14 protein-coding genes are annotated in these 15790 nt (G+C 37.2%); 9 read left to right on the forward strand and 5 right to left on the reverse strand.

The window, feature by feature from the left end; translation table 11 throughout:
* Nucleotides 1-35 precede the first annotated feature (35 nt).
* From MKY94_RS02250 to MKY94_RS02265, 4 genes are read left to right on the forward strand one after another with little or no spacing between them, the layout of a single operon-like run.
* Nucleotides 36-1055 (forward strand): extracellular solute-binding protein, encoded by a 1020-nt coding sequence (locus MKY94_RS02250; RefSeq protein WP_144538592.1) that lies wholly within the window; start codon nt 36-38, stop codon nt 1053-1055.
* 16 nt (nt 1056-1071) lie between these two features.
* Nucleotides 1072-2202, forward strand: a complete 1131-nt coding sequence (locus MKY94_RS02255) for an ABC transporter ATP-binding protein (protein WP_151111489.1) — start codon at nt 1072-1074, stop codon at nt 2200-2202.
* Nucleotides 2199-3902: an iron ABC transporter permease gene (locus MKY94_RS02260; protein WP_151111487.1), complete on the forward strand. Its 1704-nt coding sequence runs from the start codon at nt 2199-2201 to the stop codon at nt 3900-3902. Before MKY94_RS02255 ends, MKY94_RS02260 begins: the two co-directional genes overlap by 4 nt.
* 9 nt (nt 3903-3911) lie before the next feature.
* Nucleotides 3912-4694 (forward strand): HAD-IIA family hydrolase, encoded by a 783-nt coding sequence (locus MKY94_RS02265; RefSeq protein ID WP_313955893.1) that lies wholly within the window; start codon nt 3912-3914, stop codon nt 4692-4694.
* Here the strand turns inward: MKY94_RS02265 and MKY94_RS02270 are convergent.
* Complete coding sequence (locus MKY94_RS02270; protein ID WP_144538557.1) at nt 4689-5252, reverse strand: glycerol-3-phosphate responsive antiterminator; 564 nt, start codon at nt 5250-5252, stop codon at nt 4689-4691. The two genes, MKY94_RS02265 and MKY94_RS02270, sit on opposite strands and share 6 nt — an antisense overlap.
* 162 nt (nt 5253-5414) lie before the next feature.
* Between MKY94_RS02270 and MKY94_RS02275 the strand changes: the two genes are divergently transcribed.
* Complete coding sequence (locus tag MKY94_RS02275) at nt 5415-7061, forward strand: FAD-dependent oxidoreductase (RefSeq protein WP_191696993.1); 1647 nt, start codon at nt 5415-5417, stop codon at nt 7059-7061.
* Nucleotides 7062-7108: 47 nt separating this feature from the next.
* Here the strand turns inward: MKY94_RS02275 and MKY94_RS02280 are convergent, their stop codons facing one another.
* On the reverse strand, nt 7109-7549 hold the full coding sequence (locus MKY94_RS02280) for a hypothetical protein (protein ID WP_154311669.1): 441 nt from the start codon (nt 7547-7549) through the stop codon (nt 7109-7111).
* A gap of 97 nt (nt 7550-7646) precedes the next feature.
* Nucleotides 7647-8144: a TspO/MBR family protein gene (locus MKY94_RS02285; RefSeq protein WP_342577928.1), complete on the reverse strand. Its 498-nt coding sequence runs from the start codon at nt 8142-8144 to the stop codon at nt 7647-7649.
* 136 nt (nt 8145-8280) lie between these two features.
* Between MKY94_RS02285 and MKY94_RS02290 the strand changes: the two genes are divergently transcribed.
* On the forward strand, nt 8281-9672 hold the full coding sequence (locus MKY94_RS02290) for a 5'-nucleotidase C-terminal domain-containing protein (RefSeq protein ID WP_342577929.1): 1392 nt from the start codon (nt 8281-8283) through the stop codon (nt 9670-9672).
* 14 nt (nt 9673-9686) lie between these two features.
* Complete coding sequence (locus tag MKY94_RS02295; protein ID WP_342578645.1) at nt 9687-10733, forward strand: P1 family peptidase; 1047 nt, start codon at nt 9687-9689, stop codon at nt 10731-10733.
* A 162-nt stretch (nt 10734-10895) separates the two neighbouring features.
* Here the strand turns inward: MKY94_RS02295 and MKY94_RS02300 are convergent, their stop codons facing one another.
* Nucleotides 10896-13037, reverse strand: a complete 2142-nt coding sequence (locus MKY94_RS02300) for a DNA topoisomerase 3 (RefSeq protein ID WP_342577930.1) — start codon at nt 13035-13037, stop codon at nt 10896-10898.
* Nucleotides 13038-13401: 364 nt separating this feature from the next.
* Between MKY94_RS02300 and MKY94_RS02305 the strand changes: the two genes are divergently transcribed.
* Nucleotides 13402-14268, forward strand: coding sequence for an MFS transporter (locus MKY94_RS02305; protein WP_342577931.1), 867 nt, complete (start codon nt 13402-13404; stop codon nt 14266-14268).
* A gap of 311 nt (nt 14269-14579) precedes the next feature.
* On the opposite strand, the gene MKY94_RS02310 is transcribed toward MKY94_RS02305, so the two are convergent.
* On the reverse strand, nt 14580-14906 hold the full coding sequence (locus tag MKY94_RS02310; RefSeq protein ID WP_144538564.1) for a general stress protein: 327 nt from the start codon (nt 14904-14906) through the stop codon (nt 14580-14582).
* Between the two features lie 137 nt (nt 14907-15043).
* On the opposite strand from MKY94_RS02310, the gene MKY94_RS02315 reads away from it, so the two are divergent.
* Nucleotides 15044-15541, forward strand: coding sequence for a flavin reductase family protein (locus tag MKY94_RS02315; RefSeq protein ID WP_340844045.1), 498 nt, complete (start codon nt 15044-15046; stop codon nt 15539-15541).
* Nucleotides 15542-15790: the final 249 nt, after the last annotated feature.

The following is a 15790-nucleotide window of genomic DNA, read 5'->3' on the forward strand; positions in this document are numbered from 1 at the left end:
TTAACTAAAACAAAGGGGGATATACAGTGAAGAAAATGACAGGTCTAGTAGCAAGCGTATTGCTTGCGGGAAGTATTTTAGCTGGCTGTGCAGGCGATGACACTAGTGAAGGGGGAAGTGGAGGAGAACGAATAACGCTTTATTCTCCTGAAACACCTGATTTTACTAAAGAGTTGGCAGCTAAATATGAAGAAGTGCACGGTGGAAAAGTAGATGTACAATACGCTGGAACAAATGTACTTGTTAATCAAATGTTAGCAGAAAAAGATAATCCAAAAGCTGATGTATGGTATGGCGGAGGAGGAATACTACCTTTTGAAGCAGCAGTCGAGCGTGGAATTTTAGCAGAGTATATTCCAGATTTTGCAGCAGATTGGGACGTAGTCGAAGACGGCATCAAGATGAAACATGAAGACGGTAAGTATGTTGGAATTGAAATTTTCGTATTGGGATTCTCTTATAATACGGAGCTAGTGACTGAGGAAGAGGCTCCAAAAACGTGGGAAGATCTCTTAGACCCTAAATGGGAAGGGAAAATCCAGTTTCCAAATCCTGCAGCCTCTGGAACAGCAACTTTAATGGTTATGGATCAAATGATGAGAAAAGGTGAAGATGAGGCTTGGAAGTACTTTGAACAATTAGTCAAGCAGTCTAACTCCATGCCAGACTCTGGTTCAGCTCCAACAAAAGGAGTAGCAATGGGAGAAGCCCACATTGGAATTGGCTTTGACTTTATGGCGTATGAACAAAAAAGTAAGGGAGAAAGCGTAGACTTTATCGTACCTGATCAGACACCAGTTCTTGTAAATCCTGCATCACTAATTGAGGGTGGCCCAAATGCTAAAGGTGGTAAAGAATTTATAGATTTCCTTCTATCTGAGGATGCTCAACAAATCATGGCGGATTGGTATCATATACCGATTAATCCTAACGTAGAATCTAAAACACCTTTGACTTTGGAGAAGGTAAAAGAGGTAGCAGTTGATCTCGATATAGATTGGGTTAACGAAAACTATGACCGAGTAAGAAACGAGTGGAAAGATAAATTTCAATAAATAAGGGTGAATATAAATGGGATCAGTAAAAATAAGTAACATCACAAAAAAGTTTGGGGACGTTACTGCGCTTCATGATATTAACCTTGATATCAAGGAGGGCGAGTTTTTCGCTCTTCTTGGTCCTTCGGGATGTGGGAAAACGACAACAATGAGATGTATTGCCGGTTTTGAAAGTCCTACTTCAGGAAAAATTTACATAGGAGATAACGAAGTAGAGAACATTCCCGCAAACAAGCGTAATTGTGGCATGGTTTTTCAAAGCTATGCATTATTTCCTCATATGAACGTATTTGACAATGTCGCCTACAGTTTAAACATTAAAGAGTTAAACTCTAGTAATCCAGTTAAACAACTAGGTATTTATGCGCGTTTACTAAATAAAAGATTAGGAAAAACGCCAAAAGCAATTCAAGAGAAAGTTATGAAGATTCTTCAATATGTTGAGCTAGACAAATATGCAAATCGTTTAACTAGCGAGCTTTCGGGAGGTCAGCAGCAGAGGGTTGCTCTAGCTAGGGCATTAGTGATGGAACCTGCCGTTCTATTAATGGATGAGCCACTTTCTAATCTCGATCAAAAGCTTCGCCACTCTATGAGGAATACTATCAGATCTATTCAACAGGATTTAGGTATTACAACTATTTTTGTTACACATGACCAAGAAGAAGCGATGAGTATGGCTGACCGTATTGCGGTTATGGACAAAGGGGAAATCGTGCAAATTGGTACTCCGACAGATCTATATAGTAATCCATCAACACCTTTTATAGCAGACTTCGTTGGTACTTCCAATATATTGAAGGGTGAAGTTGTAGGGGATGAAAATGGCTTGCTAATTGTTAGTGGGGATGGTTTTAAATTGAAATCCTCTAATAGCACTGCTAAGAAAGACGTGGATATCATTATACGTCCAGAGCACGTGATGGTTGAGCCTGTCGATAGTATAGTAGATTCTTCTACAACGAATGTTATAGAAGGGACAGTCCTTATGTCTACATATCTAGGTTCGATTGTTCGCTATGATATTCAAGTTGGGGAATATCAATTGATCGTTGATACAACTTACTCCACCGGAGCTAATATATTTGAAGAAGGAAAAAAAGTGAAGCTAACAGTAGAGTTTGAAAGGGTGCTATTGATATGAAGAAATCATTAAAAAACTTCAGTGGATTATCAGTAGTAAAAATATTTATATACGTATTTTTTGGCCTTTTCATGATACTACCACTATTTTCGGTATTTCTTGTGAGCTTCACAGGACAGCCAATAAATATTTTGGGTTCAATAACGGATCCCACAATTTTTAGTTCAACCATTGAAAAGTTGAAAGGCTCGTCATTAGACAATTATAAAAATATATTTACAAACTCAGGCTATTTAGATGCCTTAAAAAACAGTCTATATTTGGGTTTTTTAGTAACTGTTATTGTCATTACCCTTTGCATTCCTATGGCCTATGGGATAGCACGAACTAAAATGCCCTTTAAAAAAACAATTTCCGCCTTGTGTACAATTCCACTTATCGTTCCAACTTTTATATCAGCCTACGCTTTTATCATAATGTTCGGGAGAGCAGGCTGGGTAACGGAAATTTACAACCTATTAGGCGGAGAGGGGATGCTTCTCAACCCCTACTCCATGGCAGGTGTAGTAATGGTGCAAGTGTTTTTCTTCTTCCCTTACGCGTTATGGCCATTAGTTGCGGCATTTAAAATAAGTGATATTAGTTTAGAAGAGGCTTCACAAAATTTAGGTGCAAAGAGTTGGTTCACATTTACTTTTGTGACTTTTCCATTGGCACTTCCAGGCATTATCTCGAGTGCATTATTAATTTTTACGGTGAGTTTTTCCGATTTTGGTACCCCTATTGTGCTAGCTCCGAAAGAGTTAAACCTTTTAGTAGTAGAGGCTTATCGTGAAATAGCTGGTTTCTTTAACTGGGGTGGTGCTGCGATTCTAACGGTAGTTATGGTAATTGTTGCTGCATTCTTTTTCTGGCTTCAACACTTATTTACTAAAAGTAGAAACTACGGTTCTGTTTCTGGTAAACCAAAAAAACAGAAATTAATAGAAAACAAATTATTAACAAGAGTTTTATCAGGTTACTCTTTTTTAGTAGTATTAATCCCACTTTTAGCAATGTTATCAGTAGCACTACAATCTGTGGCTACAACTTGGGGGAAAGATCTGCTGCCTAACGGTTATACACTAAATCACTATAAAACAATTTTTTCCACCTCTATGGGGAATATTCAAAACAGTATTATGCTAGCGACAGGAGCACTTGTATTAAGTGTTATCATAGCAACTTTTGTTTCTTATTTTGTAGTAAGACAAAATTCATCTAAGTTAGATTTCATGGCTTCTATACCTTTAGTTGTCCCTGGAATTGCATTCGGTATAGCTTTGATTCAAACATTTAACACAGCTCCTTTGCAATTAACTGGTACAGCTGTTTTATTAATTATTGCATATACAATTCGAAGACTACCATATATGGTCAGGTCTACTATGGGAGCGATGAGAGCGATTAAGCAAGACATTGAAGAGGCGGCTATTAATCTTGGAGCGACTCCTTTAACTGCTGCTATAACCATTGTTGGGCCGCTTATGCTACCTGGGATAGCGGCTGGATCAGTATTGGTATTTATAACCGTCATTAAAGAGGCGAGCGTATCCATATTACTTGCACCACCTGAATGGGCGCCAATGAGCTTAGCTATATTCCAAAATATACTACGTGCAGAGTATTACTCTGCTGCTGCGATGTCCATCGTTCTTATAGTACTCGTGCTCCTTTTACAAGGGGTAGCTAATTTCTTGTCAAGAAAACAACAGTTATAGTTTATTGGAGTGAAGACGTTGAATGGATATATATTTGATTTAGACGGTACAATCTACATTGATAATGAGATAATCGCAGGAGTTCCTGAAGCTATTAAAAGCTTGAAGGCAAGAGGAGATAAGGTAATCTTTCTCACAAACAAATCTATAGCGAGTAGAAAAGATTATGTAGAAAAGTTAAAGAAGTTAGATATAGAAGTAAAATTAGAGGAAGTTATTAATTCAAACTATATTACTGCTCATTATTTAAAAAAGGTTATGAAGCCAGAGGACTCCGTATATGTGATTGGAGAAGCCCCCTTATTCGAGGAGCTTAGAGGAGAAAATATAAAACTAGCGGAGTGTTCAGCTAGAGCTTCCCATGTTGTATTAGGCTGGGATAGAGATTTTACTTATGATAAGCTAAACCAAGCCTATCAAGCTTGGAAAAATGGTGCAGAAATTATAGCTACCAATCCCGATCGAACCTGTCCTGTTAGAGAGGGGGACATACCAGACTGTGGGGCAATGATAGGTGCTCTAGAAGGAACTACGGGTGAACCTATCAAGCTCATTACTGGAAAGCCCTCCTCTCTGATGGCTAATTATGTATTGAATGATGTATTACAAATGGAAGCTTCTAATTGCTATATGATAGGAGACAGATTAGAAACAGATATAAAAATGGGTAATGATGCAGGAATGCATTCAGTTTTAGTGATGACAGGGATTACAACTCTAAATATGTTAGAAAATCCTGTCCATAAACCTAAATACATTTTAGAAAGTGTACGGGATATCCTTACTTTATAGATTAAAATTCCACATTTCAGGGATTCCAGCAGAGACAGCTAAGGCACCATTTTCTAGGGCCTGATGAACCTCAGAAATGTTATCAATAAGACCTCCAGCTATTATAGGAAAAACAAGGCTCGTAGAGAGCTGGTCAATTACTTTAGGCATAATACCAGGCATTACCTCTACAGCATCTGGTCTGCAGGAGTTTACCATTTCAATTCCTTTAGTTATCGCACTTCTATCGAGCAAAAATATTCGTTGGATTGTCATTAGTCCGGCTTCTTTAGCCAACTTAACCACATGGCTCTTTGTGGTAATGATACCTGTAGGTTTCCATTGGTCTGCTACAAAGGTTAAAGCTGTTTTTGAACTAGAAATGCCATCTATGAAGTCAAGGTGGACAAAGACATATTTATTCGCTTGTTTTAGTTGACTAATGTAACCGCCTGCTGTCAGCAGGTTTCCTGTTAGCAGAAAGACAATATTTGCCTTGCTATTAATTGCTTGTTTTAAATCTTGTTCATTAGTAACGGAAGCTATTATCTGTGACTCTACCATGTCTACTAAAATCATCGTTGCTCACCTTTTCTATCTATTAGTTTTTAAACCATTGTAACATATTTACAATATTCAGAAGAAAATAATTTTGGTTAGAGAATGTAGAGAAGACCATTACAAGGCTTGCCTAGGTGCAAGTTTATTGTAATGGTCTTTTTTAATGCAAAGGAGAAAATAATGAAAAATTTTTCATATATCGAAAGAAAGAAACGACTGTCGACACTAGAGGAGAACCACTATGATGTGATAGTCATTGGTGGAGGTATTACTGGTACGGGAATTGCTTTAGACTGTGCTACGAGAGGTTTAAAAGTGTTAGTAGTAGAAATGCAGGATTTTGCTGCTGGAACTTCTAGCAGGTCAACTAAACTTGTCCATGGTGGTCTTCGCTACTTAAAACAGCTAGAGGTTAAAATGGTCGCAGATGTCGGAAAAGAAAGGGAGATTGTTTATCTTAATGCGCCCCATGTAACTCATCCAGAGTGGATGCTCTTACCTATTTATAAAAAGGGGACCTTTGGAAAATACTCAACTTCTGTTGGTCTCATGGTATATGACTTTTTAGCAGGAGTGAAAAGACATGAAAGAAGAAAAATGCTTACTCGAAATGAGACCATTGAAAAAGAGCCTTTGTTAAAGCAGGAGGATTTGGTTGGCGGAGGGTACTATGTCGAATATAGAACAGATGATGCAAGACTCACAATAGAGGTTGCCAAAAAAGCTTACGAAAAGGGAGCTGATCTCCTTAATTATGTGAAAGCCGAAAAGCTAATTTATTCGGAAAATGGGAAGATTTGTGGGATTACAGTGAATGATCTTATATCTGAATGTCAATTCGATGTTTTTGCGAAGAAAATAGTTAATGCTTCGGGGCCATGGGTAGAAAGTATAATTGGTTTAGACAAAAAAATAGCAGGAAAAAGTTTGCTGCATACAAAGGGTATTCATATAGTAATAGATCAGAAAAGATTTCCTTTAAGGCAGGCTGTCTACTTCGATACACCAGATGGAAGAATGGTATTTGCCATTCCTAGAGAAGGCAAAGCTTATGTGGGAACTACAGATACTGTCTTTGAAGAAGATTTAGTCAATCCAAGCATAGATAAGGACGATCAAAACTATTTAATTCAATGTATAGATTTTATGTTTCCTCAAACGAAACTTACAATCAATGATATTGAATCTAGCTGGGCTGGGGTTAGACCATTGATTCGAGAGGAAGGGAAGGGGCCTTCTGAAATATCGAGAAAAGACGAGATTTGGACATCTGAAACAGGTCTTATAACAATTGCAGGAGGAAAATTAACTGGTTACCGAAAGATGGCTGAAACGATTACTGATTTATTGTGTAAGGATTTACAAAAAAGCGGCATTTCGGTTGGAAATTCAATTACTAAAACCTTGAAATTATCTGGAGGTGAATTTAAAAGCCCGACAGACTATGCGAGCTACATATCAAGGAAAACAAAAGACTTAATGACTTTAGGTTTAACCAACGAAGAAGCAACCTCGCTGGCTGCAATGTATGGTACTAATACGGATAAAATTCTTAAGCTAGCGGATAATGTATTAGAGGAAACAAACTTACCGATGATTATGAAATTAACTCTCCATTATGCAATTGACCATGAGATGGCAATAACTGCAGTAGACTATTTATTAAGAAGGACAGGGAGTATATTGTTTAATATTACTATTGCTCAAAAATGGAAAATAGAGGTAATAGACTACATGGCTATAGCAATGAAATGGGATGAAAAAACAAAAGAGTTTATGTGGGCTGATTTGGAGTTAAAGCTTCATCAAGCTACAAATAACAAATAAAAGTAGGGCCTGGAAAAATACAGGTCCTAACTGTTTTTTGTAATTAATTATTGGAATACTACAATAGGATAGATTTTTACTATAGACGAGGCAGGGTCTAATGCTTCACGCTCATATTCCTCTACAACCCAGTTGATAGAAAGAAGTTGTCTTAAGGTACTTAGCTGCTGGGGAGTGAGTTCTAATAATTCTATAGTATGATTATTAATCTTATAATCTTGGTCTTCTATTTTTTCAAATTTCATCTTTAGTAAGTTTTTCAATCCATTAATGGTAATAAATTTTACGGAGTACCCATTTTCTAATAACTCTTTAAATTGAGGTTTGTTTTGTACATACACGTTTAATAATGTTTGATATTCATTAGAGTAGAGATCCTCCCATGAATGGCTTTCTAAATTATCTATTAGTTCCTTGTTTGATACACCATTGCTTCGTAAAACTTCCAATAGGACGGCTTCCTTCATGGTTAACTTAAAATTTTCCATTCTCTCACTCCTATGTTTGTCTTTTTATTCTATTAAGTATATCAAATCAACAAGACATAAAAACACCAGATTATTTTAGACATCTGGTGTTTTGGTTTTATTTATTTAGTTTCCACACAGAGTAATTTAAGCCTAAAGCAAACGTCACCCAACCGATGTATGGAATCATCAGAGCACCTGCAGTAGTATCTTTCTTCTGAAATTCGTATGCTGTCATAGCGATTGCACCTAACAGAATGGTCATTTCTATAAGAGCTGTTCCTCTGAGACCCCAACGGAAAAATAAGAAAGACCATAGGAAATTTAAACATAACTGTAAGTCATAGAAGGGAATGGCGGAAGAATCGGAATCCTCCTGCTCAACTTTTTGGTCGGCACGATATTTAGCTAATCCCATAATTGCGTATAAAGAAGTCCACACAATAGGGAAGACAGGAGCGGGGGGAGCAAAGGAAGGCTGCTTTAATTTTTTATACTTCTTTTGTGCATTTCTATTTGCTAACCAGCCAGTAACCGAACCTCCGATGATGGGTACTAGAATACTAATTGCTAGTTTTTTCTTGTCTAACTCTCCGTTTACTTTAAATATTTCCATTTGGTTACCTCCTTAATAATATTAGTAATATTATTCCCTGTTTTTAGGGGAATACGCTTATATTTTTTAAAATTATTAAGTTAATAGAATTGTTAGAATATGGTATGATTAGAAAATAATTAGGGGGCTGGAGTTCATGACAAGATTAAAAATATTACATACGAATGATTTACATAGTCACTTCGACAATTATAAAAAAATAGTTTCTTTAATTCGAGAGCATCGAGACGCTGATACCATTGTGTTAGACGGGGGAGATTTTGCGGACTTTAAAAGTATTGAATTGCAGGGAACAAAAGGGATTGCTGCAATTGAATTGCTAGAAGCTGCAGGCTACGATGCGATTACAATTGGTAACAACGAAATGTTCAATGGGGTAGATACATTAGAGCATATGGCTAGCAAAAGTACGATTCCTTTTATTAGTAATAATTTAATGAAAAAAGACAAAACAGCTATTCAAGGTGTTTGTAAGAGTACTCTTCTAGAGAAAAATGGATTACGTCTTCTAATTACAGGTTCTTCTCCAGATATGGGCGTGTTTAATGAGGGGCTAGGCCTTCACATGACCGATTATACGGTTGCCATTAAGGAAGAAATTCATAGAAACAAAGGTAAATATGATGTATGTATCTTGCTTAGTCATGTTGGCACTTTTGCTGACGAACCATTAGCAAATGAAATAGAGGAAATTGATATTATCATTTCGGCTCATGACCATAAACTATTCAACGAGGCAAAGCTTATTAATGAAACAATTATGAACAGTGCCGGAAATTATGGGGAATATTTAGGAATAGTCGAAATAGAAGTGTCGGATGGAAAGGTTCAGCTTATTAACTCTCAGACAATACCAACTAAGGAAATACAAGAGGATCCACAAATTGTTTCGATCTTAAAGGTAAATAAAGATAAAGCAATTAACACATTAAGTCAGCCACTATATTCTTTAGCCCTTCCTCTATGGCATGATGTAGTGGAGGAAAATCCTATTAGTAATTTAATAGCTGATGGCCTGAAGGATATGCTTAAGGCGGATATTGGCCTTATCAACAGCGGTATTTGTAACGCTGGTATTTTCCGTGAGATGTCTAGAAAAAAACTAATTGAAGTATGCCCGTCTCCGTTGAACCCTACTCTTTTTGAGATTCAAGGGAAGAATTTAAAGGAAGCCCTTGAATCATCCTTAGATGCTCAGATTTGTTTGGCTGAAGGACGTGGACCGGGATTTAGAGGGAGATTTGTAGGGGGATTACATGTCTCTGGACTAGAAATCGAGCACGATGGAAAACATATTAAAACTATCTATTTAAATGAGATTCCACTTGAAGATGAAAAATGGTATTTAGTCGCAAGCTCGGATTATTTACAAAGAGGCTCTGGTTACCCTAGTCTTGCCAATAATCGGAACGAACAATATTGGGCAGAAGAAATTAAGGATATTATTGAAATATATGGAGAGAAATCTGATTTTGTTGAATCTGCACATCAAAATAGATGGAAGGAACCAGATAATATAAGGGGATAGATGGTATGAAGCCGATGAAAATACGACAACGTGGTGTCACAATAGGAAATCTTCCTGTGGGGCAGAAGAATTGCATTACAGATGTGGCTGGAGTCAAAGTGGGCCATATAACGCTCGAGCACGAACTTGGAGAGGAAAAGTATGCATGTACCGGTGTTACAGCTATACTACCTCATGACGATAATTTGTTTCATCATAAGGTAGTCGCTGCTAGCTACATATTAAATGGATTTGGCAAAACTACCGGCTTGGTACAAGTAGATGAGTTAGGTGTAATCGAAGCACCTATAATGCTAACTAATACTTTTGGTGTACCAGCGGTTACTCAAGGTGCATTAACGTATATGTTAAAAGCAAATCCTGATATTGGAGTATCTACCGGAACTATTAATATTGTCGTTGGAGAATGTAACGACGGAAGATTAAACTCTATTCGTGAGCTTCCAGTGGAACCAAAGCATGCAGTAGAGGCAATCCAAAATGCTAAGATGGAAGCTGCTGAAGAAGGCGCTGTCGGGGCTGGTAAGGGAATGATTTGTTTTGGATATAAGGGCGGAATAGGATCATCATCTAGGGTAGTTTATGATACATCCAGTGATACTGCCTATACGATTGGATGCATGGTCTTAAGTAATTTCGGGCAGAAAGAAGAATTTCAAGCGGAGCGTTACAAGGCAACAGAAGAGAATTCTGTACCAGCCTATCCAACACCTGCAGATGGTTCAATAATAATCGTGTTAGCAACTGATGCACCGCTTGGCAGCAATCAGCTTAAGCGAGTTGCAAAGCGGTGTGGTATTGGTTTAGGAAGAACAGGCAGTCATTTTAGCAACGGAAGTGGTGACATTGTCATTGCTTTTTCTACCGCCCATAAAATTCCTCATGTCTCTGAAATCAGTGTTGAAACAAGGTATGTGCTGAGAGATGACCATGCTGTTATGAATGATCTCTTTCAAGCAGCAGCAGAAGCGACGGAGGAAGCCATTATAAACTCTTTATCTCAGGCTGTTACAACTAGAGGCCGTCAGGGTGAAACAGTCTATGCATATCCTTTCGATTAAAAGATTATTAAATTAAAAGGCTGCCAATTTAATTACAAATTGGCAACCTCTGTTTTTTTACACGAGAAAGTATCGGCAATAACTGCTAGAATTGGGTATTACTGATGGTAGTATATTGGGGATTTTTTTAAGTATATCCTACCATTTCACTTTAAAAGAAAATCACTTAAATTCTAACTTTACTTTGCCTTCTTCTAGAGCAAGCTTTGCATCAAATTTTTGTCCATTTTCTGCCTCAAAACCTTTAATAATATTTGTCATACCCTTTGTGCAAAGAAGCTTTATCTGACTTGGGGTTATCTTTTTCTTTAAGAAGAAGCCATTGAATGTCTGTGTGCATCCATTTTTATAATTAGTGCAACCATAAAAATTCTTACGGGCTACAATAGAACCTTGTCCACATTTAGGACATGGAGCGATAGGTTCCAGTTTAAACCTCGCATACTTTGAGCTTGGCTCCCTAGGAGGAAGCTTTATAGTAATATTTTTATTTTTTAACTGACTTGGTGTTTCATTAATTAGGCTATAAATAAACTTTGCAATGCTTCCAAGAAAACGGTCCTGAGAACCTTCTCCATTCCCTATTTTACGAAGATAGTTTTCCCATTTTGCAGTCATAGAAGGACTAGAGAGTAGATTGCCTTCGATCGCTTGACATAGGACGCGACCTTTATCTGTTATTGAAACAATATTTTTAGTTACCTGTATATAGCTATGTTTTTTTAGGGTTTCTATAATTCCGCTACGAGTAGCCTCGGTACCTAATCCTTCTACTTCCTTTAGAATTTCGGTTTCACCCTTGTCCTCTACAAGTTTTCCACAGGTTTTCATCATCGCTATTAACTGACCTTCCGTGTATGGTTTGGGAGGTGTGGTCTTTCCTTCTTTAATTTCAATTTTGCTTGAAACCTGCTCCTTCTCAGTTAAAGGAGGAAGAGTGGGTTCTTCTTTTTCTTTTTCATTAGAAGAACGAACAAAAAGAGCTTTCCAGCCTTTGTCGACCTCAGTTTTTCCAGTTGTAAAGAAAAGTAGTCCATTTACGTCGGTTGTTACCTTAGTTTCCGTATAAAGATAGTCAGTATGAAACATACCTAGAGTTGTTCGAACAATCTCTTCATAAAGATTTCGCTCCATCGGTGAAAGCTTGGCAAGAACCGATGGAGAAGGAATCTTTTTGGTTGGAATAATCGCATAATGCTCCTGTACCTTAGAGCTATCTACATAGCGTTTTTTCGGAGAACGGGAGGCTATAGGAAACGGTTGATTGATGAGTCTTTGATAATCTTCTACTTGCCCAACTATATAAGCAAACTCATTGGGCGTGATATGGCGAGAATCAGTTCTAGGATACGTCACTAGTTTTTTTTCATAGAGTCCTTGCATTGCCTTTAATACATTAGCAGGGCTAATTTTCCATAATCTATTAGCTGTAGCCTGCAAAGTCGATAACGAATGAAGCTGTGGAGGCGGAATTCGCTTATCTTGCGTCACTACAGAAGTAACTATGCCTGGCGAATTAGGTTGAATGCCGTGCTTTGCTAAAAGAGCTTGAATAATTTCTCTTTTTGGCTCCTTTGCTTTTGTCTTTCCCTTATAGCTTCCATGCTCAGCTGTAAAAACGGCTTCTATCTCATAAAAAGGCTCTGATACAAAGTTTTCAATTTCCATATGACGCTGATAGATCAAATATAGTGTAGGAGATTGAACTCGGCCGATTGGAAATACATCTTGAATCCCTTGTTCTTTCAATAAGAGAGAATATAGGCGAGATGCATTCATACCGACAAGCCAATCACTGATTTGTCGAGCTCTTGCTTCCTCATACATTAGTAAATCCTTTTGGTTGTTCTGTAGATTGGCGAATCCTTTTCGCACTTCATCTATTTCTAAAGAGTTAATCCATAAACGTTTAATATTTTTTCCTCTTGCACCTGTTTGGTTATAAATACTATAGAAGATATTAGATCCTTCGCGATCAACGTCACAGGCGTTAATAACCGTGTCGGTAGATTTAATCAATTTTTTTACGATTGTAAATTGCTTGGATTTTCCTTTAGCCACTTGAAATTCATAGCGCTCAGGCAATATAGGCAGGCTTGCAAGTGACCATCTATTCCATTTGGGATCGTATGCCTTAGGTTCCTTCAATTCTACTAAATGTCCGATTCCCCAAGTGATAAAAGCTCCTTCAGGAAAAATAGGTGAGGGTAAGATTTCAATATAGCCTTCATGACGCTTAACTGAAAAAGCATCTGCATAGGCTTTAGCTTGACTTGGTTTTTCAGCAAGTATTACTGGTTTCATGATTTCACCTCTTCAAGATTCATATGTTTATTGTGCAACAAACGGACTTAAAACACAAAGGACTCAAGGGAAAATATATAAGTTACCGTACTACACTCGTTATTTAAACTACTAGAGCTATTTCTAAAAACCCAATACTTTCCCTATTTTATTTACCAAAACTTATATTCTTTAGGAAAAATATTATTATTTTTGCTATAATTATGACAATTAAATACGGAGCTAGGTATGATCACACCACCTATAGGAGCAAATCTCTTGTAGTGAGTGGCAAGTGGCTTCCTGAAAGAATGGGATAATATTGAGTGACTCAAGAAATTTTAAAGGATATTCTATTAGAGATTTTCAATTTTGGAGAATAGTAATGAGCCTGGGGTTTGCATCCATGTTTATCTTTGGTGCTATGTATTCGGTCCAGCCAATACTTCCAATGTTTACGGAGGAGTTTAATGTTAAGGTCTCATACTCAAGTATGGCGATGTCTTTAACTACATGTGGTCTAATTATAGGGTTAGTTGTTTTAGGTTTTTTCTCAGATCGAATAGGAAGAACTATCTTTGTGAAAATATCCCTTGTTGGATCACTCCTACCTTTTATTCTCATGCCTCTAACAGAGAGCTTTGGTTGGATTATCTTTTTACGATTTGTTCAAGGTTTTTTATTGGCAGGTGTACCTTCTACGGCTCTTGCCTATATAAGTGAGGAAATAAATAAGAAATTTATAAGCGTAGCCACTGCCTTATATATTTCCTGCAATGCTTTAGGAGGAATGATAGGTAGAGTAGTTACAGGCTATGCAACTGAGCATTTCTCTTGGGAAAAAGCTTTCTATATTTTAGCGGCCAGTGGTGTGTTTGTGTTTATTTTAGTCTTGTTTGCTTTACCTAAATCTAGGAACTTTCAGCCTCAAGAAGCTAGCTTGAGAGAAGACTTAGAAGGTTTTACTTATCATTTAAAAAATCCATCTTTACTTTTGATGTTCGGTTTAGGAATTGTGCTTCAATTATCTTTTAATGGGATTTGGACATATATCCCATTCCATCTTACTGAAGAACCTTTTTTACTTTCCATTGATGCTGTTTCTAATTTGTTCTTCGCTTATGGCCTTGGAGTAATTGGTTCTCCCCTCGCAAGCTGGCTTGCGAGCAAAATTGGTCAAAGAAAGGTACTAATAACAGGAGTTTTAGTATTAAGTGTAGGTGTACTATTTACAATGAGTAGCTCCGTTTGAATAATTGTGGTTGGTTTATGTGTGGCGTGTTTAGGCTTTTTTACAGCCCATTCTTTAGCGGCCTCTTCAGTTAGCAGGGAGGCAAATCATCATAAAGGAAGCGCCTCTAGTCTATACCTCGTGTCCTACTATATAGGAGTAGGAGCCGGGAGTACTTTACTTGGACCGATATGGGAACAATTAGGATGGAGAGGACTTGTAATACTAACTACTTTAGCCCCCACACTGTACATATTACTTGTAACCTTGGTGCGGCTTCGTAAGACAAAAAAACAGCCCATTGTTTAACAATGGGCTGTTTTTGTTTATTCTTATTTAGGGTCGTGAGCGACAATAACTAGCTTACCTTCATCTAGTTCTCTCTCAGCAGCCTCTGCCTCTTGAGTAGTTAAGCCTGCTCCGCTCATTTTTGCTCTTAATTCATCTCCACGTGAAGTGAACATATTTTTCATGGATTGTAGGAATCCCATTTCCTTCATACCAACATCAGATGTATCTAATGCATCATTTACATCATCTGCACGTTCTTTTGAATGAGCGAAAATGTGGATATGGTCTTTATGGTATCCTTGAGTTTCTAATCGTTCGATTTCTTGCTTAGCCTGTACGGCATTTTCTACGGTTAATTTGACTGTCATATAAAATCCCTCCAGTTGTTTGTTCTACATAGATACTTTACCCGTAGGAACAAAATTTAAACAAAAGATAAAACTTATTATGTGAAAGAATATAGGTCATTTGATATGATGAAAGAAAAAAGAATGGAAGTTGCCAGATGGAAAATGAATCTAAACAAATAGAAAATTTCAAAGCAGCTATGGGGAACTATCCAACAGGAGTCACGGTGGTCACTGCTTTAAATGAGCAAGGCAAGCCAATGGGGATGACGGTTAACTCATTTGCATCTGTTTCTCTGGATCCATTACTTATATTATGGTCCATTGATAAAAGAGTTTTTTCATATGAAGAATTTTTAAAGGTAGATAAATTTGCGGTAAATATATTAGCTGATGATCAAAGTGAATTATGTAATTTATTCGCTAGTCGAATAGAGGACCGTTTCTCAGGATGTGATTGGAGTGAATCTGAGTTAAATCTGCCCATTTTAACAAATAGTCAATCGGTTTTACAATGTACCTTATTTAAGCAGGTGGATGCAGGAGATCATACTATATTAATAGGTAAAGTTGTGGATATAAAAAATGAGGAAAAGAATCCATTACTTTATCATCGTCGTACAATAGGAGCAATACCTAAAGATTTTTATCAATAAGTTATAAATAGATAAAGCAGTCAGCAGACTATTCTTCAATAAGATAAAATATCCGGAGAGTTTCACCACTCTGGGTATTTTTTATTTTTAAAATTTTTTTATTAAACGACACTTCGAGGACATTTTGGATTGCTTGCATGAACAAGTTTAATTCCTCGTAGGGTTGTTCAATATTAGTCGATTGGATTGAAGGCTGAGGCCGTGGTGCTCGCGGAAAGCGTTGTACCTGAAACGGAAATCGACGATTTT

Source organism: Psychrobacillus sp. FSL K6-2843, assembly GCF_038626375.1.
GTDB lineage: Bacteria > Bacillota > Bacilli > Bacillales_A > Planococcaceae > Psychrobacillus > Psychrobacillus faecigallinarum.